Raw genomic sequence first — 20,848 nt, forward strand, 5'->3', positions numbered from 1 at the left:
CAACCAAGCCAGCCTGAACAACCAAGCCAGCCTGAACAACCAAGCCAGCCTGAACCGGAACCAGCTCCGACAATAATGGAAATTCCTTCATCTGCATATAATATAGAGATGGGTAGGAATAATAGTGGAAAATTGGGAATAAATGCCGAAACAACGTCAAACTACAATACTATGCGTGATAGCAATATGGATCCATCCCTAGATAGATCTAATGATTATTTTAAAAGTTTAAATGCGGTTCAGGGCGAAGATAAAAGTTCTATATCGGCTACTAGTGATGCATCTCAGGCTCAAAAGATATCTGATTCAGATATATCAAAAGCATTTAAAGACGCCGTAGACGGATTAACTATAAATAAAGGCGAGATAAGCGCAGGAGATAAACTTCTACAAAAACACTATATAGAAAATTATCAAGACAAATTCGATTACCAAGACGGTTGGTTCATAAGCAAAGATAAATCGACTATTATAGGATCGGATAATGCTAAAAAGCTAGTAGTGGCCGGAGAGAATACCAATACTTCAGGATATGAAAGTAAAGCGGATACTACCGTAGTAAAAGTAGATGATACTGTAAAACCTAAAATTTTTGGTTCCGATAAGGCCGATGACATAACCGTAGACGGAGCTAAAGTGCAGATGATCTCTACAGGAACTGGAGATGATACGATCAACGTTAAAAATGGAGCCGAAATTTTAACTAATATCAATAGCGGTAGCGGCAACGACACGATAAATGTAGACGGGGAAGGCACGAAAGTAAATGGTGAAGAAATAGTAAATCATACTGGCTATAAGATAAGACAAGGCGGTATAATAGCCGGCGATGGCGATGATACTATTAACATCACAAATAAAGCCAAAGTTAAAGCTGGAATTTACGACGGCGACGGCGATGATAAGATTAACATAAAAGGCGGAGCTACTGTCGGTACTGTAGGAGTTGAAGATGTATCTGACAGATATAAGAGCATAGATAAATATAAAGACGGTCGTGAAATTACCGATGAGGATAGAATTTCTATGGAAGCTCAATTTCAACAAAGATCTGGCGTTCAACTAGGTCATGGTAAAAACGAGGTAACTATAGAGGGCAAAGACACTGCTGTAAGTAGAGTAACGGGCTATAAATATAATCATGATGAAGGATTTAAAAATGAAGATTGGACTAATACTGTAACCGTAAAAGACAAAGCTACCGTATCCTTTGATATAGATATAAATAGTATAAATAATGATAAGGTAACGATAGATAATAATGCTACCGTAAGAGGAACTATCTATACTGGCAAAGGTAGCGATACTATAAACGTAACCAACAATTCTAAAGTCGGCGGTGTAAGGGCTGAATCCGATGGCGATACAATAAATATAATTGATTCAACGGTCGGCGGAAAAGGTAGTTTCTATGGAAATCCAACCAATAAAGACAGGGGTAATTTTAATGGAGACGACTCATCTAATAAAGGTCAATTCGAGGGTATTAATGGAGATGGAAACGATGTCTTTGATACGGTTAATGGCGCAGATACTATAACAATCAAAAATTCAACCGTTAACGGTGCAATTTGGGGCGGAGGTCGTACCGATACTATAGAGATATCAGACCGTAGCGTTATTAACGGAATTATCGACGGTGAAGGCGGAGACGATAAAATAACCGTAAATAACTCTACGGTAAATGGACGAGCCGCTAAAGATTCTAAAGGTAATGATATCAAAGAGGCTATCATAGGGGGCGAGGGCAATGATACGATCTCTGTACAAAACGAATCTAACGTAAAAGGCAATATTTCCGGAGATCAAGGTAGCAATACTATCACCGTAGAGGGAGGCTCGAAAGTAGCCGGCTGGGTTTACGGAGCAAACGGTAAATATGATAATATGTACAATGAAACCGGAAATAACACCATAACCGTCACCGGAGAAAATACCGAAGTATCTCGCGTCGGCGACGTAAGCTCGGGCGACTCTACGATAACGATCAGTAATAAAGCCAAAGTAAAATCGGTGCATGGCGATAAAGGCGTAGATACTATCACCGTAGATAACGCCACCGTGGCAGAAAAAATCGAGGGCGGACACGGCGATGATAAAATTTACGTTAGAAACGGCGCTAGGGTAGAAGGCTACGTTAGCGGAGATCTAGATAACGATACTATCGAGGTTTCTGGAGAAAATACTTACGTAAAAGAAGTAAAAGGCGATAAGGGCAACGATACTATAACCGTCGAAAATAAAGCCAAGGTCGTTACTATAGAAGGCAACGACGGTGTAGATACTATAAGTGCAAAAAGTAATGCTACTGTCGGAAAAATATACGGTAACGGCGGTGCAGATATCATAAGTCTGGAGAGTGGCGCTAAAGTAAGTGGGTCAATATATGGCGACACGAAAACCATGAATGATGTTCATGAAAAGCGTGTAAATCCAAGCCTAGATATAGTAGATAATGGTGCCGATGCTGATACTATAACATTAAGCGGCAAAGGAACTAGCGCAAAAAATATATTAGGTGGAGATGGCAACGATATTATTAAAGTAAAAGACGGCGCAAAGACCAAGCTCATCATAGCAGATGAAGGTGATGATGAGGTAACCGTAAGTGGTGCGGGAACTTACGTCAGTGCCATAAACGGTAGAGGCGGCGATGATACGATATTGGTAGAAAAAGGTGCAAAAGTCGATGGTATAGTTGGAAGATGGGGTAATGATAATATAACTATAACTGGAGCTGGCACTGTTGTAACAGAAAATGTAGAAGGCAACGAAGACGGTGATACCATTAAAATTTTAGACGGCGCTACCGTAGAAGGAAGCGTAAAGGGCGGCAATGGAGAAAATCCTAGCGTATACGGTGCGGCTCAGGATTCCGACGGAAATAATATCACCGTCCAAAACGCCACCGTAAAAGGCAACGTCGAAGGCAGCACCTATGGCGGCAAAAATATTATCGAAGTTTCAAATTCTACTATCGAAGGCAGCGTTTTGGGCGGTATAGATGTAGACGAGATCGATGTAACAAGCGGATCAAAAGTCAAGAAAACCGTAGAAGGCGGCGCGGGCGAAGACAAGATAACCGTAACCGGCGCCGGAACGGTAGTGGGCGAAGCGCTAACCACTCCGGAGCTTAAAGTAAACGGAAGCATCACGGGCGGCGAAGGCAATGATAAGATAGTGTTAAGCGACGGAGCGCATGCGGTAAATGCGGGCATAGCCGGCTGGGGCGGCGATGATAAGATAACCGTAACCGGAAGCGGTACGAGAGCGCACTCCATCAGCGGTCACGCCGGTGATGATATTATACGCGTAGACAACAAAGCCTATATCGAGCACGCAGTTAGCGCAAATACCGGAAACGGCACCGTAACGGTCTCGGGTGAGGGTACTAGCGTGGGCGGAATACAAAGCAACGGCAATGCGCCTATCACCGTCGAAGACGGCGCCGAGGTAAGGGGCGCTCTATACGCCTACGGAGCTAGCGGCGAGCAGACTATTGTCGTTCAAAGTGGAGCGAAGGTAGACTCTGTAGATACTACCACTGACTTTAGGGACGATATAAATACTGGCGGAAATACCAAGGATACTGTGATGGTAAAAGACGCAGGCACTGTAGTAAAAACTGTAAGAACGGGTAGCTATGATGATACGCTCATCGTCCAAGACGGAGCGACCGTAAAGAACGTTGATTTAGGTGCAGGCAACGATACCAAAATGACGACTACTAACAACAGTGGCAACCTAGTCGTAAACAGCCTAGATGGAGACGGCAATATTGATCTATCAAAGATCGCAAAAGTAGCGGAAAATATAAACTCGGTCGACGTAAGTGCCGTAAATAACGCCGTGCTAAACGTCGATCCAAAAGACGTGCTAGACCTTGGCGCCCAAGACAAGACGCTAGAGATCAAGGGCGGCAGCGATGATGCCGTAAAATCAAAATCGAGCGGTCAATGGAGTGCGGATGGATCTGACGCTACGCATAAGTCGTTTACGGGCAGCGCAAACGACGATAACGGCGTGGCTCAAACCGTAACGATCAAGGTAGAAAACGACGTCACTACCGATCTGTAAATTTTACCGCTAAGCTCGGCGGTTTAAAAATTGCCGAGCTTGAGCGATCTATAAATTTAGCCCGTAAATTTGGCCTTTAAAGCTAAATTTGCGGGCTAAATTTTACGCCCGCTTCAAATCTCAAAACATCTCCAAATTTTACTCGCAAATCCGCCAAAATAACCGCCCTTTAATCAAAATCCTTGTAAAATCCGCCAAAAAAATCGAGGCAAATTTATGCAAAAAAGTAAAAAAATCGCTCTTATTATCCTAGGCTCGCTCGCGGGCTTGCTGCTCATCTACACGCTCGCGGGCTTTTTAGGTGTTCCTTACGCGCTTAAAAATACACTGCCCGCAAAGCTAAAGGATATGAACGCGAGCCTTAGCGTGGCGGAGGCTAAATTTAACCCCTTTACTTTCGAGCTAAACGTTACGCGCCCCGAGCTAAACACGACCGCGCCGCTTTTTAGTGCGGAGCAAATCGACGTCAAGCTTAAGCCTTTTTCGCTCTTTAAAAAGCTCGCGGAAGTCGATATCTTGCACTTTGAAAGCCCAAGCGTAAATATCGCTAGAGATAAAAACGGCACGCTAAATTTAGCTACGTTTTTAAGCGAGTCAAACGCTACTAGCACCGAAAATAACGAAACTAGCAGCATAAATTTCGCTCTAAACAGCACAAAGATAATCGGCGGCTCGTTTGCCTACTCGGACGAGAGTTTAAAACAGCCGTTTAGCGCCAAATTTGAGGGCATAAACTACGAGATATCGGGCATAAATACCGAGCAAAATAGCGCTGGCAAGCACGTTTTTGACGCAAACTCCACGCTAGCGCAAAAGCTAGACTGGCAGGGCGGCATCGACCTTGCGCCGCTTCGAGTTTACGGCGAGCTTAGCCTAAAGGACTTTAACGTCCGCCCCGTCGCTCTTAGCTTCATCGACACGCAAGATCTGCGCATAAATAGCGCGCTTATAAACGCGAAAACCGGCTACGAACTAAGCGCGGACGGCGGCGTTATCAAGGGCGCTTTAAAAAACGCCGCTTTAAATTTAAAGTCGTTTGAGGCGCAGCTAGAGGGGCAAAATTTGAGCCTAGAGGAGCTTGATCTACCGAGCATCGAGATAAGCGCCCATGCCGGCGAAAAAAGAAGCTTCGCGGCCGATATCGGCGAGATAAAATTTAAAAACACGAGCTTTAAAGGCGAGGCGCAGGCAAATTTAAACATACTAAATTTAAGCGGCGTCGCGCTCAAGGCGGATATGAATGAAAAAGGCGATATAAACGCCTCTGTAGCGCTAAAAATCGTGGGCGTTAGCGGTATAAATTTGACCGAAAAAAGCGTCGGCGAGATAAAGCTAAAAGACGCAAACGCAAGCGAGCTGGGCGCCAAAACAAACGGGCAAAATATCGCAGCTAGCCTAAAAAATTTAACTCTTAGCGCCGCCTCCGCCCCGGTCGGTAAAAACGGCGCGGCAAGCCTAGAAAAGCTCATCATAAACGCGCCTAAATTTACGCTGGAAAATAACGCCAGCACAGCCTCTATCGGCGAAATAAAAGCTCAAAAAATCGCGCTAAAAACAAAAAATAAAGAGATCGCCGCCGTAGCTGAAATCGGCGTGAAGGATACGGATCTAGATCTAGCTAAAACGGCGCTACGCATCGAAAGCGTCAGCATAAATAAGCCTAAATTTACAACCGAGCTAAAAGAAAACGGCGAGCTTAGCGCTATTAGCGAGCTTGGCTTAAACGGAGAAAAAGCCGCCGCTAAAAAATCAAGCGCGAAAAAACCTGCCAAATCTCAAAAAACGGCAGAAAAAACCGCCTCAAAAAAGAGCCAAAAAACCGAACAAAAAAGCGCTCAAGATACAAAGAGCGGATTTAAATTTAGCGTCAAAAACGTCGCCGTTACGGGAGCCGACATAGGTATAACCCATGTCTTTGAGGGGCAAAAGATAGCGCACAAATTTGACGGACTAAATGTAAATTTACAAAATATCAGCGAAAATTTAGCCTCGCCCGTGAGCGCCAAAATCGACATGAAAAGCTCGCAAAAGCTAAATTTGGCGCTAAACGGTAAAATCACGCCTGAACCCCTAAATATCGAAGCGGACGTGAAGCTAAACGACGCAAATTTGCCTCGCTACTTCGCCTACGCTAAAAACTATCTGGACGCGAGCCTAAAAAGCGGCGAGCTAAATGCCGAACTAAACCTAAAATATGCCGCGGACGCCACTGTAAGCGGTAAGGCAAACATCGCAAACATCGAGCTTGCGGATGGCTCTGGCGATAAGGTGTTCGCTTTTAAAAACCTCAAACTATCTAAAATTTCGTTTGCAAAAAATTTCTTAAATTTAGAGCGCGTGACTCTTAGCGCGCCGTTTTTAAAGACGCATCTAAATAAAGAGCGCGAATTTAACCTAAGCCGTCTCGTGAAAAAGAGCGAGAGCGAAAACTCGCAAAATACGGACGCGAAACAAACCGCCTCTAAAAACGAAAAGACCGCCGAGGCCGTAAAAACTCAGAAAAAAGAGGGCGAGTTTGATTTTGCTATCAAAAATATCCTCGTAGAAAACGGCGACGTGGACTTCTCCGACGCGTCGCTATTTATGCCGTTTGCGACTAAGATCACCAAGCTAGAAGGCGTACTGATGGATATCGACAGCGCTCGCCCGACGATGGGTACCTTTGAGGGCGTAGTCGGCAAGAGCGGCTTTAGCAAGATCGGGCTCAAGCTACTACCGTACGACCCTAAAAAGAGTACGGAGGTTAAGCTCGGCTTTAAAGACATCGATCTAGTCGACGTGACGCCTTATAGCGGGCAGTTTTTGGGCTATAAGATCGAAAAAGGCAAGCTAAATTTGACCCTAAACTACGAGGTTATGGACTCTAAGCTAAACGGTAGCAACGTCGTAAACCTAGACACGCTCACTCTAGGCGAGAAGGTCGAGTCAAAAGACGCGGTAAACCTGCCTCTATCGCTTGCTATCTCGATCCTGAGCGATCAAAATAATCAGATCAACATCGACCTGCCGGTAGAGGGCGACCTAAACGACCCGGACTTTAAATACGGCGGTATCGTCTGGGAAGCGGTTAAGAAGCTATTTGCCGACATCACGCTGGCCCCGTTTAGATTTTTGGGTAATATGCTAGGACTAAGCAGTAAGGATCTAAACACTATCGACTTTATGCCTGCAAACGCCGAGCTAATCGTATCTGAGCAGGCTAAAATAGCCGACTTTATCAAGCTAACGACGGCGAAGCCTAAGATGAAGCTAAGCATCACGCCCGCCTACTCGGACGTGGACGTAACGGCGCTAAAAAACGCGAAACTAAACGAAAAAATCAGCCAAACGATGGCGCAAACGGGCAAGGACTACGCAGGAGCGCTCGCGTCGCTGGCTCCTAAAGAAAAAAGCACCGACGAAAAGGCGCTCAGAGAAGCTGCGCTAAAGGGTATCGAGATAAAAAAAGAGCAGCTGCTGGAGCTTGCTAGCGCAAGAGCCCAGGCCATCAAGGCTGCCCTAGCGCAGGCGGGACTGGCTGAGGATAGGATGGTCGTTAAAAAGCCTGAAAAAACTGACGTCAAACAGGGCGAATACTCAAGCATGATGATGGGCGTGGCGGACTAAATTTGCGCGGTTGCGGCTTTTCCGTATGGTTTTGAGCGGTTGTGTATTTTTGTCGCGACCGCGTTCTTGTTTGTTCGCCTTGCTTGCGGCAAAGGTTTTTTGGGCCTAAATTTGCAAATTTAACGCGGCCAGACCCGCGCCGCGAAAATGCTAAATTTGGCTCGGTTAAATTTTACGCCAAACTCTAGCGAGGCTTAAATTTTCGCGTTTTCAAGATTGCTGTTTTTAAGGGCAAATTTGACGCGAGATAAATTCGCGATATTTTAAAAGTAGAGGTAAAATTTGCCTAAAAAATAGCCTCCTTGAGGCGGTCGGCGTCGCGAAATTTTTAAAAATATTAGTTCGCGGGTAGCCCAAACTAGCGCGTTAAAAACCGAAACGCAAGCCGATCAAAGTGAAAATTCGTCTGCAAAAATCTACGAATTTAAGTTTTAGTTCGGTAAAATTAGATAAAAATTTTATAAAGGTTAATCGTTATGAGAGGTTACAAAATCTTTTCGGGTACCGCAAATCCGGCGTTTTCAAAGAAAATTTCGCATTATTTATCGCTTCCGCTCAGCGAAGCTACGATCAAGCGCTTTAGCGACGGCGAGATCAGCGTGCAAATCGGCGAGAGCGTGCGCGGCAAGGACATTTTCATCATCCAGCCTACCTGCGCGCCGGCAAACGTAAATTTGATGGAACTTTTGATCCTAACCGACGCGCTTAAGCGCAGCTCGGCTAGCTCGATAACGGCGGTGGTGCCGTATTTCGGCTACGCGCGCCAAGACCGCAAGGCCGCTCCTCGCGTGCCTATCACGGCAAAACTCGTGGCAAATATGATGCAAACGGCGGGCATCGACCGCGTCGTCACGATCGACCTTCATGCGGGCCAAATTCAGGGCTTTTTCGACATCCCGGTCGATAACCTCTACGGCTCGATCATCTTTAACGACCACATCAAAAACAAAAATCTCAAAAATCCTATCATCGCTAGCCCCGATATCGGCGGCGTCGCGCGCGCTAGAAGCGTCGCAAAAGCCCTAAATCTCGACATCGTTATCGTCGATAAACGCCGCGAAAAGGCTAACGAGAGCGAAGTAATGAACGTGATCGGCGACGTAGCGGGCAAGGACGTGATCCTAGTCGATGATATGATCGACACGGGCGGTACGATAGTAAAGGCGGCAAAAGTCTTTAAAGAGCGCGGCGCAACCTCGGTGATGGCGTGCTGCACGCATGCGGTACTCTCGGGCAAAGCCTACGAAAACCTCGCAGATAGCGCTCTAGACGAGCTAGTGGTGACAGACACGATACCGCTACGCGAGGAAAACGAAAAGATAAAAGTGCTCAGCGTCGCGCCGATTTTTGGCGAAGTGATCAGACGCGTGTATCATAACGAAAGCGTAAATTCGCTATTTGACTGATTTTAGGCGGCGCTTTGGTCGCCGGTTTTGATTAAATCTACCCCTTGACGGCGCATGCGACGAGTCTGCACCGTTTTTAAATTTATACCTATTTTTTGAAACATCAAATTTAACTCCCAATTTACAACCCGAAAATTCGAATCAATTTTGGTTTATGCCGTAAAGATGCGGGTCGTGCCGGTCAAATTTGACTGCGTCAAATTTACTCAAAAAAGACTGAAATTAAACGTAACTTTTCACGTTTTTTTCACGGAGTGAAAAGTGAAATAATTTATATTATTTTGGTTAATTTTGTAATCTTAAATTTAATCTCCAAAGCCCTTTAAATCGGCATTTGCTACTAAAATAGAACTTAAATTTATATAGCTTTAAATTTGGGGAAATTTTGAAATAAAACTTAATGATAAAGGCGAAATTTAAAAGTTATTCACATGCGGCACGGCGGCAAAATTTGGAGCGAATCTAAAAAGCGAGCCAGAAGTTAGGCTCGCAAAAAGCCTCAGTGCTCGCCCTTGTGTAGGAAGTAAAGTCCCAAGCAAAGCGCCAAAATCGAGGCGGCGAGATAGGTCATCTCAAGCGGCGTGGTGAAATTTGCATGCAAAACGCGCTGAAAAAAGTTAACGATAAGCACCATGATGATGACTTTGCCCAGTTTATCCTTGAGTTCGTCGAGCGAGTGCACCTCGAGGACTTTGCTCTGTTTGGACTGCTTGAGCTCCTCGATCTCGGAGATAAACAGCTCGTAAATGCCGAAGCTAAAGATGTAAAGCACGAGCGCCATGAGGTAGAGGTCGATCGCGCCCACGATCTCGCCGACGACGTCGGAGTGAAAATTCTCGGGGTGAAAATCGCCGAAAAAGTAGTGATAAACGGCGACGAAAACCTTGCCCACGTCGTAGCTGGCGATGACGAAAAGCACGATCGCGCCGAGCAAGCCGAACACTACGGGCAGGAGCGTGAAGTTGTTGCTAAAGAGTAGGATTTTTTCAAAAGCTTTACGCATTAATTTCCTTTGTTTAAAAAATAAAACGCGTATTTTATAATATTTTCCTTAAAGCTAGGGCGTGGATTAGAGTCGGTGCGTGCGGTTTGGGTTGTTATCGGGCGGGGTTAAATTTGAGTTTCGCGCGGATTTTATAAAGCTCGTTTTGGCGAGCGCGACTACTTGACGGGCGAGTCAAATTTGAGTTTATTAAATTTGATTGCGTAAATTTGACGGCGCGGTTTGCTCTGTAAAGGTGCGGGTAAACTTACGCGTCAAATTTAAAAAGCTAGTAGAAAATTCGTATCTGAAAAATGCGATTTTATATTTTAAAATCATCAAATTTTAGCCGAATTCACGCCAAAACTAAAGCGCAAATTCGGCAAATTTAAACAAAATGCGGGCGGCTACTCCTGCATCTCTATCCATTTTTGCGCGATTCTTACGGCATTGGTCGCCGCTCCCACGCGGATCTGGTCGGCGCTGCACCACAGATGAAGGATGTTTTTGCGGTAGTTATCCACTCTGATACGTCCGACGTAGGTTTCGTTGGTGTCGCTTGAGATGCTTGGCATCGGGTATTTTTTCGCGGCTGGCTCATCCACGACCACGATACTAGGCGCTTTGCGCAAAATTTCGCGAGCGGCTGCGGCGTCCACGTCTCTGTCAAAATGAATCGTGATAGCCTCTGAGTGGCTGCGAAGCACCGGCACGCGCACGCAGGTCGCGCTCACTTCCATATTTTTGTGGAGGATTTTTTGGGTCTCGTTGACCATTTTCATCTCCTCTTTCGTGTAGTCGTTGTCCAAAAACACGTCGATGTGCGGGATGACGTTAAATGCTAGCTGGTGCGCGAACACCTTTGGCTCGCACTCATCAAGCTTAAACTCGAAAAACTTTTGTAGCTGCACGACTAGCTCCTCCATACCCTCTTTACCAGCGCCCGAAGCCGCCTGATAGGTCGAGACGTCCACGCGGTTGATGCCGTACGCGTCGTCTAGCGGTTTTAAAATTTGCACCATTTGGATGGTCGAGCAGTTTGGGTTGGCGATGATGCCGCGGGTTTTCCACTGCGCGATGTCCTGTGGATTACACTCGGGAACGACTAGAGGCACGTCCGCGTCCATCCTAAAGTGGCTGGTGTTGTCGATGACGACCGCGCCGCTGGCGGCTGCAAATTTGGCGTATTTTTCGGATACCGATCCGCCTGCGCTAAAAAACGCTATATCGATCTCATGCTCGTCAAAAACGGTCTCGGTGAGCTCCACGACTTTGTGATTTTTGCCTTTAAACTCTATTTGGGTGCCTGCGCTTTTCGCGCTTGCTAGCGGTAGCAACTCGCCCACCGGGAAATCCACCTCCTCCATAACGCGGAAAAGCTCCTCTCCGACTGCGCCGGTTGCGCCTACGACGGCAACGTTAAATTTTCTCATTTTAGACTCCTTTGTTTTTACTTCTCGGTCGGCAAAGCCGCCCTGCGACCAACCCCATCGGTTGGATCCCGTACTCCTCGTAGCGTAGTCTCGTCGCAAGCGGATGCGATGCGAAAAGACTTGTCCGACTTTGCGGACCAAGTTTAGGTTTTACTTCTCGGTCGGCAAAGCCCTCGCGACGAGCCTCTTTGGCTTAACCCGGCGCCAAAGACTCGTTAGGCTTTGCGGACTAAATTTTGTTTGCATCTTAGGCGGCAAGCCGTCTTGCGGTTAGTTTCATCGGCTGGATCGCGCGCTTAAGACCAAACTCGTTTCGCGGACTAATTTTGAATTTTTCGTCTTGAAATTATCCGCGACCGCTCTTGTTTGATAAATTTAACTCAAATTTGCGATTGAATTTTACTTCTCGCCGGCTCAAATTTGCCAAACTGCACGTCGCATTTTCAGCGTCGCCGTCTCGGCCGACTAAATTTAAAATTTAAGCTAAAATTTCGCTTATTTTACTCGCGTAAAGCTTAAATTTAAGCTACTTTCTGCTGCGAGCCTGCAAAAAAAGATCGCCGGGTTGTATTTCCTCGCCTTCGCTCAGTATCGCCGCTCGCTGCACGACGGAGATGAGCTCGCGGATATTGCCCGGGAAATCGTAGTTTTCTAGCTCTTTTACCGCCGCTTTGGAAAAGCTTTTTGCGCCGAGATTAAACTCCTCGCAGCTTTGTTTCAAAAAGCGCTCTGCGATAGGCAAGATCTCCTCTTTTCGCTCTCTTAGCGGCGGGATGGCGACGGGCACGGTGTTTAGGCGGTAAAACAGATCCTCTCTAAATTTACCCTCGCTGATCATCGCAGGCAGGTTCGCGTTCGTTGCGGATACGATGCGAACATCGATCTTGACGCTCTTTGTAGCGCCAAGGCGCGTGATCTCGCGCTCCTGGATCGCGCGTAGGAGCTTTGGCTGCAGATTTAACGGCATCTCGCCGATCTCGTCTAAAAATAACGTGCCGCCGCTTGCTAGCTCGAACTGCCCCTTTTTCATCGCCGAGGCGTCGGTAAATGCGCCCTTTTCAAAGCCGAAAAGCTCACTTTCTATCAAATTTTCGGGGATCGCGGCCATGTTTATCGCGATAAACGGACCGTCCTTGCGCGGCGAGTTTTTGTGGATAAATTTAGCAAATAGCTCCTTGCCCACGCCGCTCTCGCCCATTAGCATCGCCGAGGCGTCCGTTTTTGCGACGCGCGAGGCTAAATTTAGCGCATTGGCAAGCGCCGGCGAGCTAGCGACGAAATCGGTCGAATCAGCCTGTAAATTTGACCCGTTTTGCGCGGCTTTTAGGCTCGCAGCTGGTAGTTTACGGCGTAAAATTTCAACCCTTTTTATCGCCTCGTACAGCGTTTGCGCGTCAAAAGGCTTCGTGAGGAAGTCCTTGACGCCAAGGCGCACGCTCTCGATAGCTTTGTTTAGCGTCGCGTTGCCCGTCATTATGATGACGTCAAATTTGCTCTCCAGACGCTTGATGAACTCTAGTCCGTCTATCTGAGGCATGTTGATGTCGGTGATTATGAGATCGACGTCCTCGCCCATTTTTTTAAGCGCCTCGACCGCGCTTTTGTAACTTTTGATTTTTAGATCGTCGTATTCGCCAAGCGCGATCTCTAGGGACTTGCGCATATTTATGTCGTCTTCTACTATTACGATGTTCATCTTTTACTCTTTGTTTTTAAATACGCTTATGATAGCCGAAGAGGGCTTAAATTTCACCGTAAAACGCACGGGAAACAGCGTGAGATCGGTTGCGGAGCTCATATTTTTGTTGCGTTGGACGAAGCGGTCTTCGACCTTAAATTTATAAGGCAAAAAGCACTCGAAAAGCTCGTTTTTATGTAAATTTAAAAACTCTAGCGAGCTTTGAGCGGGCTGCTTTGGGGCGTCTATTTCGCATAGATACTCGTACTCTAGCTCGCTTAGAACCATTGCCTTTGAAAGCGCGATATCGTCGTAAACGACAGAGTGATTTTTAGTGGAGATTTTGGCCCAGAGGATAAACTCCTCCGAGCCGTAAAGAAGCGCCGCAGCGGCAATCAGTAAGCAAAAATTTCTTGCCACTTGCTTTGGTCTATTTTCATTTCCATTCTGACGCGATATAGCCCGTCTTTAAAGTCGTGCTCGACGATGGAAGCGTTTTTGATGAGACCTGCTACTTGAGTCGTGATGGTCGAGTCTCTAAGCATCGCGTCTCTAACCGTGTCTTTAGAGTTTATCTTGACTCCGTATAGCTTCTCGGCTAGCTGTCTGTGCGCATCGGCGATGGCAGCGCGTTTAGCTAGAGCTAGAGACTGAGCGTGAGAGACGGTGTTGGTCGGAGCGATACCCTCGCCCACGGCGCCAAATACGGCATCGGCCGGTTCGATATCGTATATCATCTTTTCTTGTTTCATCACGCTTCTGATGTCTTCTTTATCGACCTTTTGGATGACGATGTCTTGCTTTGCCGACGTGGTCTCGTCTGAGGCAAAAGGGCTGTTAAAAGAGCAACCGCTCGTCAAAAAGGCTACCGCGCCCAAAACCGCGAATGTAATTTTTTTCATTCTTGAACCTTTAAATTTAGTTGTTTTTTTGTTTGCAAATTTACTAGCAAATTGTATTCCAAAAACACTAAATTCATTCTAAATTTTCTAGCGTATCTTCGCCGCCCTCATCCTCGCCTTCGTCGGCTTTAGGGCACTTTGCGATACTTACTACGTCGTCGCCGTCTACGTTTACTACGATGACGCCGCTGGTGTTGCGCCCTGCTTTGCGGATGCTTTGCATATCGACGCGTATCATCTTGCCGCTTGAGGTTAGAGCCATCAGATCTTGTTCCTCGTCGACCATCACGACGCCGATCAGATCACCGGTGCGGTTAGTTAGCTTCATGCAGATTACGCCCTTGCCGCCGCGATTTGTTAGGCGGTATTCGTCTGCAGTAGTGCGTTTACCGATACCTTTTTGAGATATGCTTAGCACTTCTTGTTCGTTGCTTTCGATGACGGCTGCGCCCACGACCTCGTCGCCGGCTTCTTTAAATTTAATACCCGTCACGCCGCGAGCCGTTCTGCCCATCTGGCGGACTTTGCTGAGTTTAAATTTGAGGCACATTCCCTTTTTGGTTACGATAAATAGCATCTTTTCGCTATCGTCGCTTCCTTCGGCCGCGTTCTCGTCGTTTTCCTCGCTATTTTCTTCGTCGATCTGGGCTTCTATCGCCTCTATCTCGTTTATCTCGGTCTCTACGCCAAGCTCGTCGATTAGATTTATCGGCTCTTCCTCGCCCTCGACGATTAGAGCGGTTACTAGCTCGTCGTTCTCGTCTAGGTTGATAGCGCGCACGCCGATAGAGCGGATGTTTTTAAATTCGCTTAAATTCGTGCGTTTTACGATGCCGTTTTTAGTGAAAAACGCGAGCGATTTACTCTCCGCAAAATCGGTCGTCGGGATGATCGCCTTGATCTTTTCGTCAGGTTGTAGCTGGATGAGATTTACTACCGCTTTGCCTTTTGCCGTGCGGCTTCCTTCAGGGATCTTATAAACTTTGAGCCAGTAGAGTTGTCCGCGGTCGGTTACGAACATCAGCGTGTCGTGGGTGTTGCTCGTAAAGAAGCTCTCGATAAAGTCGTCGTCGTACGTAGTTACCGCGACCTTGCCCTTGCCGCCGCGTTTTTGCTTCTCGTACTGCTTGCTCGGCACGCGCTTGATATAGCCTCGGTGCGTGATGGTTACGACCATATTTTCGTTAGGGATGAGGTCCTCGATGTCGATATCGTCGTAATCATCCACGATCTCGGTGATGCGCGGCACTTTAAATTTATTTTTTATCTCAAGTAGCTCGTCTTTGATTAGCTTTTCTAGCAAGGTTTCGCTCTTTAAAATTTCATCAAGGCGCGCGATCTCGGCCATTAGCTCGGCTAGCTCGGCCTCTAGTTTTTCGCGCTCAAGACCCGTTAGCTTGCTTAGTCTCATATCTAGGATGGCATTTGCTTGTAGCTCGCTAAGGCCAAATTTTGCCACCAAGCCCTCGCGAGCGCTCGGCGTGTCAGCGCTATTTTTGATGAGTTCGATCACCTCGTCGATATTATCTAGCGCGATCTTTAAGCCCTCTAAAATATGCGCTCTAGCACGGGCTTTTTCTAGGTCAAATATCGTGCGACGGATGATGACGGTTTTTCTGTGATTTAAAAATAGCTTCAAAAGCTCAATTAGGTTAAATACCTTCGGCTCTTTGTTGTTTATCGCAAGCATTATGACGCCAAACGTACTCTCCATCGTCGTGGATTTAAAGAGATTGTTTAGCACGATGTCGCTCATCGCGTCGCGTTTTAGCTCGATGACGACGCGGATGCCGTCCTTATCGGACTCGTCGCGCACTTCGCTGATACCTTCGATCTGTTTTTCTTTAACCAGCTCGGCGATCTGCTCGATGAGGCGGGCTTTGTTCGTCTGATACGGCAGCTCGTCTACGACGATGACGTCTTTGTTCGGCTTTTTTTCGATATGGGTTTTGGCGCGTAGTTTCACGCGGCCGCGTCCCGTGCGGTAGGCCTCGATGATGCCTTTTTTACCAAATATTATCCCGCCAGTCGGGAAGTCGGGTCCTTTTATGTACTGCATCACCTCTTCTAGCGTCGCGTTTTTATTTTCAAGCACGAGCAAAAGCCCGTCGATTAGCTCGTCAAGGCTATGCGGCGGGATATTCGTCGCCATACCGACGGCGATACCGCTAGAGCCGTTTAGCAGTAAATTCGGCACGCGGCTAGGCAGGACGTCGGGCTCGGTCTCTCTGTCGTCGTAGTTTGGGATAAAATCAACCGTGTCTTTTTCGATATCGCGCAAGATTTCTTCGGTGAGATTGGTCATCCTAGCTTCGGTATAACGCATCGCAGCCGCGCCGTCGCCGTCGATGGAGCCGAAGTTGCCTTGGCCGTCGACCGCCGGATAGCGCATGGAAAATTTCTGAGCCATACGCACGAGCGCGTCGTAAACGGCCGTATCGCCGTGCGGGTGGTACTTACCGATGACGTCGCCCACGATACGCGCGGACTTCATATACGGGCTGCGGCTGCCGACTCCGAGGTTGTTCATCGCGTATAGGATGCGTCTATGAACGGGCTTTAGGCCGTCTCTAGCGTCAGGCAGGGCGCGACCGACGATGACGCTCATCGAGTAGTCGAGGTAGCTCGTTTTTATCGACTCTTCGATATCGACGGTTTGGATGTCTTGATTGTTTTCAAATATATTTTCCATATTTTTCCTTAAAATTTACTTGCCGATTTTAGCTTAAATTTGATAAAAACTTGCTAAATAGATATACTTTTTCATGGCTTGATCGGGTTAAATTTAGCCGAAATTTGGGGTTTTATTTCGCTATTTTTAGAATGCTAAATTTTACTAAAATTTACCGCTATCTTTTAATACCTCGCATCCGCAAGCGTCAGCGCAAAAAGTACCTCGCAGCCGGCTTTTTGTAGCGTCCGTCTGGCTTCGTCTATCGTCGTGCCCGTCGTCACGATATCATCTATCAAGATAACGGGAAATTTAGGCGTTTTTAAGAGCTTAAAATTTCGCGGATTTTTTAGGCGAAAAGATAGGTCTTTGCCGTGATAGCTGACGTTTGAGCCTGCGTGCATGCAGGCGTAAAGCGGACGGATTTCCGCGCTTTTTAACGCGCGAGCCAAGATCGCCGTATGCGAGTAGCCGCTGGCAGCTCTATCGTCGATAGGTACGGCATTTACCGGCGAGCCGAAGCTAAATTTGCGTGCAAAAATCTTAAAACTCAAATTTGCAAGCGCGCCGTAGACGAAAGAGCCGTGAAATAGGTGCTTTGAGTAGAGTAAATTTTTAACTTCGGAGTAGTCAAAAAAGCTATAAATTTTAAAATCGCCGTCCAAAACGCGCGTCCTTGCGGGCGAGGCGAGCAGGTGATCTTTGCAAATTTGACAGATCACGCCGAGGCTCAGATGCCCGCAGTTAGCGCATCTCATCAGCTTTTTAGGATCTGGATCGCCGCGCGTTTTACGATGTCTTGGAGTAGTTCGTCAAAAAAGCTCTTAAACGCGCCGCTCGTGTGAATCGGGGCAAATTTGGTCTGCTCCTGCGAGACGTTTTTGGTGATGGTTTGATCGCCTCTGTGCACCGTTATCGTGAGCTTTGCCGAGCCTTTTAGGTTGTCGGTGGAGTAGCCGCTTAGATTTGCTTTAAGCTCGACGATCCGCACGTCCACGACGATATCGCCAAAGTCGCTCAAATTTGCCCCGAGGCGTTTAAGCTCGGTGCTAAGGCCGTCTTGTAGCCAGCCCTCGATGCTGTTTTGTAGCGTGACGTACTCCTTGACGTTGCCGTTGCTGCCCGTGATCGTGGCGACTATGCTTTTGTTTGCGCGAGCGTCCTCGATGCTATTTATACGGATATTTTTTTGGTAGCCCATCTGGTTTGAGGTTGATTGATACGGGGTCAAATTTAACACCGAGCTGCGCTGCGAACATCCGCTCATGACCGCGGCAAAAAGCGCCGCGGCAAGGGCGTAAAAAGCTAATTTTTTCATATTTTTCCTTTATAGTTTCGAGATTTCTTCGGCGGCTTTGTTGGCGGCTTGTTTAACCAGAAGGTAGACGTAGAGGTTAAAGTCCTGCGTATCCTCGGCCTCGAGTTTGCGTACGTCTTGTCTGGTAGAGATATTTAGCACGCGGGTTTTGTTTATGTTTTTGACGCCTAGCTTGCCTTTCATCGCCGCGCTTAGATACTGCGACGGCTCGCTATACGATGCTGCGTAGTCGGTAAATGCAAAATCCACTCTGTACGTGTACGGCGATGTTTGGCTATCCACGACCATGATGCCGCGATTTAACAGCTCGTCTTGTAAGAAAAGATGAAAAAGCCTCTCTAAACGCTCTTTTGGATAGAGCATTTTCGCACCGTTTTTAGAGGTAAATTTTATGCCGCTATCAGCTGCTCTTTCGTCGGCTATTTTGTGGATATAGACTTTTTTGATGGCCGCGTTAGTGTCGATCCTGCTTTGAGCGATGCAGCATTTTATTGCGACGTCGCTGGTGTAGTCCGTGCCGTTTATCTTGATGTCTTGACCGCCGCTAGCGCACGAGGAGCAGTCTGCTTTGATACGCATTACTTCTTTGTAGCCTTTGGCGTTGCCTTCGCTAGTTTGAGCGACCTCCGGCGAGCTCTCAAAAAGCCCGAAACATCCCGTAAAAAGGAACGCCGCAAATAAAAGTATAAAATTTTTCATAAAAATCCTTTCGTAAATTTTACATCGCGCAAGCAAAATTCTATCCAAATTTGAGATGAATTTCCAAATTTGCGTAAAATTTGGAAGAAATTGGAAATTCGTATAAATTTTATTAAATTTGATTTTTGAAATTTTAAAGCGGAGATAGCGTCAAATTTAGCATTTTCGCGGTGCGGGTCTGGGCGGGTCAAATTTGTAAATTTGAGCTCAAATTTGACCGCGAGATAATAAAAAGCGGCCGCGAGCGTAGCAAATAACTCCGCAAAACGCTCGCGAAATGCCGCTAGTCTATCTTTAAAACGCTTAAAAAGGCTTCTTGCGGCAAATTTACCTTGCCGATAGCTTTCATGCGCTTTTTGCCCTCTTTTTGCTTTTCGAGTAGCTTGCGCTTACGCGTGATATCGCCGCCGTAGCACTTGGCGGTTACGTTTTTGCCCATAGATTTTACCGTTTCGCGCGCGATGACTTTGTTGCCGATGCTAGCTTGAATAGCCACCTCAAAGAGTTGGCGCGGCACGATCTCTTTCATCGCTTTTACGAAGTCGCGCCCTTTGGACTGGGCTTTACTTTCGGGCACGATGATAGAGAGCGCGTCCACGGTCTCGCCCGCGACCTTGATATCAAGCTTCACCAGGTCGCCCACGCGGTAGTCGCTAGGCTCGTAGTCGAAGCTCGCGTAGCCTTTGGTGCTCGATTTTAGCTTGTCGTAAAAGTCCATCACGATCTCGTTCATCGGGATGTCGTACTCGAGCAGTACGCGCTCGGGCGTGATGTAGTCCATCTTAGTCTGCACGGCGCGGCGGTTGTTTAGTAGCGTGATGATGTTGCCCAAAAACTCGCTTGGAGTGATGATCGTGGACTTGACGTAGGGCTCTTTGACGTGCTCGATTTTATTGACCGGCGGGAGCTGGCTAGGGTTTTGGATGCGTAAAATTTGACCGTCGGTTTGTACGACTTCGTAGGTTACGGTCGGAGCCGTGGCGATGAGATCGAGGTCAAATTCGCGCTCCAAACGCTCCTTGATAACCTCCATATGCAGTAGCCCCAAAAATCCGACGCGAAAACCAAACCCAAGTGCGACCGATGTTTCGGGCTCGTAGCTAATGGAGCTGTCGTTTAGCTTGAGTTTATCGAGAGCGTCGCGCAGATCCTCAAATTTATCCGTTTCGATCGGATAAAGCCCCGCAAATACGAACGGCTTAGCCCGCTCAAAGCCGCCTACGGGCTCTTTTACGGGGTTACGAGCTAGCGTGATCGTATCGCCCACCTGCACGTCGCTGACGTTTTTTAGCCCTAGCACCACGATGCCGACCTCGCCCGCGCCCAAATTTGCCGTTTTTATCGGCGCGATGGGGTTTGGATACATGAGATCTAGCACGATGTGTTTTTTGCCCGTGCCCATGACTAGGATTTCGTCGTTTTTCTTTAGCTCGCCGTCGTAGACGCGCACGAGCGCCAGCGCGCCCAGATAGTTGTCAAACCAGCTGTCGTAGATGAGCGTTTTTAGCGGCTTTTCCGCCTCGCCGCCGGGAGCCGGGATACGCGTGATGATGGCTTCTAGCAGCTCTTTGATGCCGATGCCGCTTTTAGCGCTGACCTCGATCGCGCCGCTGCAGTCAAGCCCTATGACGTGCTCGATCTCGTTTTTTACGCGCTCAGGGTCTGCTGCCGGGAGGTCGATTTTATTTATGACGGGGATGATTTCGAGGTTGTTTTCAAGTGCTATATAGACGTTTGCGATGGTCTGCGCTTCTACGCCTTGGCTAGCGTCGACCACGAGTAGTGCGCCCTCGCAGCTAGCCAGAGAGCGGCTCACCTCGTAGCTAAAATCCACGTGGCCCGGAGTGTCGATCAAATTTAGGACGAAATTTTCGCCGCCAAGCGCGTAGTTTAGGCGCACGGATTGAGCTTTAATCGTGATGCCGCGCTCTTTTTCGATATCCATCGTGTCCATGATTTGACTGCTCATCTCACGGTCGCTCACGGCGCCGCACTCTTGGATCAGGCGGTCTGCGAGGGTTGATTTGCCGTGGTCGATATGAGCGATGATGCTAAAATTTCTGATGTTTTTCATGA

At 47.5% G+C, this 20,848-nt stretch carries 13 protein-coding genes; 3 read left to right on the plus strand and 10 right to left on the minus strand.

Features of this window, described 5'->3' with window-relative positions; translation table 11 throughout:
* Positions 1-132: 132 nt before the first annotated feature.
* The 3 genes from ACTTJF_RS09005 to ACTTJF_RS09015 all read left to right on the plus strand — a co-directional run bounded on the left by ACTTJF_RS09005 (position 133) and on the right by ACTTJF_RS09015 (position 9,089).
* The gene (locus ACTTJF_RS09005; protein ID WP_442551676.1) at positions 133-4,077 is read left to right on the plus strand and encodes a beta strand repeat-containing protein; all 3,945 of its coding nucleotides are present in this window, start codon (positions 133-135) and stop codon (positions 4,075-4,077) included.
* A 216-nt stretch (positions 4,078-4,293) separates the two neighbouring features.
* Positions 4,294-7,683 carry a DUF748 domain-containing protein gene (locus ACTTJF_RS09010; protein ID WP_442551677.1) on the plus strand — a complete coding sequence of 1,130 codons (3,390 nt, stop codon included), beginning with the start codon at positions 4,294-4,296 and terminating at the stop codon, positions 7,681-7,683.
* A gap of 476 nt (positions 7,684-8,159) precedes the next feature.
* Positions 8,160-9,089 carry a ribose-phosphate pyrophosphokinase gene (locus ACTTJF_RS09015; RefSeq protein WP_004321147.1) on the plus strand — a complete coding sequence of 310 codons (930 nt, stop codon included), beginning with the start codon at positions 8,160-8,162 and terminating at the stop codon, positions 9,087-9,089.
* A gap of 499 nt (positions 9,090-9,588) precedes the next feature.
* Here ACTTJF_RS09015 and ACTTJF_RS09020 read toward each other — a convergent pair whose 3' ends face one another.
* The 10 genes from ACTTJF_RS09020 to lepA all read right to left on the minus strand — a co-directional run bounded on the left by ACTTJF_RS09020 (position 9,589) and on the right by lepA (position 20,846).
* Positions 9,589-10,092, minus strand: a complete 504-nt coding sequence (locus ACTTJF_RS09020) for a YqhA family protein (protein ID WP_442551678.1) — start codon at positions 10,090-10,092, stop codon at positions 9,589-9,591.
* A gap of 386 nt (positions 10,093-10,478) precedes the next feature.
* A complete protein-coding gene (locus tag ACTTJF_RS09025) occupies positions 10,479-11,504 on the minus strand; it encodes an aspartate-semialdehyde dehydrogenase (protein ID WP_442551679.1) in 1,026 nt (341 codons plus the stop codon).
* A gap of 526 nt (positions 11,505-12,030) precedes the next feature.
* Entirely contained in the window at positions 12,031-13,200 is a 1,170-nt protein-coding gene (locus ACTTJF_RS09030; RefSeq protein ID WP_442551680.1) for a sigma-54-dependent transcriptional regulator, read from the minus strand.
* Positions 13,201-13,203: 3 nt separating this feature from the next.
* A complete protein-coding gene (locus tag ACTTJF_RS09035; protein WP_442551681.1) occupies positions 13,204-13,602 on the minus strand; it encodes a hypothetical protein in 399 nt (132 codons plus the stop codon).
* Positions 13,578-14,084 carry an LPP20 family lipoprotein gene (locus tag ACTTJF_RS09040; protein WP_442551682.1) on the minus strand — a complete coding sequence of 169 codons (507 nt, stop codon included), beginning with the start codon at positions 14,082-14,084 and terminating at the stop codon, positions 13,578-13,580. Before ACTTJF_RS09040 ends, ACTTJF_RS09035 begins: the two co-directional genes overlap by 25 nt.
* Positions 14,085-14,157: 73 nt before the next feature.
* Positions 14,158-16,776, minus strand: coding sequence for a DNA gyrase subunit A (gyrA, locus tag ACTTJF_RS09045; protein WP_442551683.1), 2,619 nt, complete (start codon positions 16,774-16,776; stop codon positions 14,158-14,160).
* Between the two features lie 164 nt (positions 16,777-16,940).
* A complete protein-coding gene (locus ACTTJF_RS09050) occupies positions 16,941-17,513 on the minus strand; it encodes a ComF family protein (RefSeq protein ID WP_442551684.1) in 573 nt (190 codons plus the stop codon).
* Positions 17,513-18,073, minus strand: coding sequence for a YajG family lipoprotein (locus ACTTJF_RS09055; RefSeq protein WP_442551685.1), 561 nt, complete (start codon positions 18,071-18,073; stop codon positions 17,513-17,515). Before ACTTJF_RS09055 ends, ACTTJF_RS09050 begins: the two co-directional genes overlap by 1 nt.
* A gap of 9 nt (positions 18,074-18,082) precedes the next feature.
* Positions 18,083-18,772 carry a hypothetical protein gene (locus tag ACTTJF_RS09060; RefSeq protein ID WP_442551686.1) on the minus strand — a complete coding sequence of 230 codons (690 nt, stop codon included), beginning with the start codon at positions 18,770-18,772 and terminating at the stop codon, positions 18,083-18,085.
* 283 nt (positions 18,773-19,055) lie between these two features.
* Entirely contained in the window at positions 19,056-20,846 is a 1,791-nt protein-coding gene (gene lepA / locus ACTTJF_RS09065) for a translation elongation factor 4 (RefSeq protein ID WP_442551687.1), read from the minus strand.
* Positions 20,847-20,848 lie beyond the last annotated feature (2 nt).

Source organism: Campylobacter sp., assembly GCF_052170435.1.
GTDB lineage: Bacteria > Campylobacterota > Campylobacteria > Campylobacterales > Campylobacteraceae > Campylobacter_A.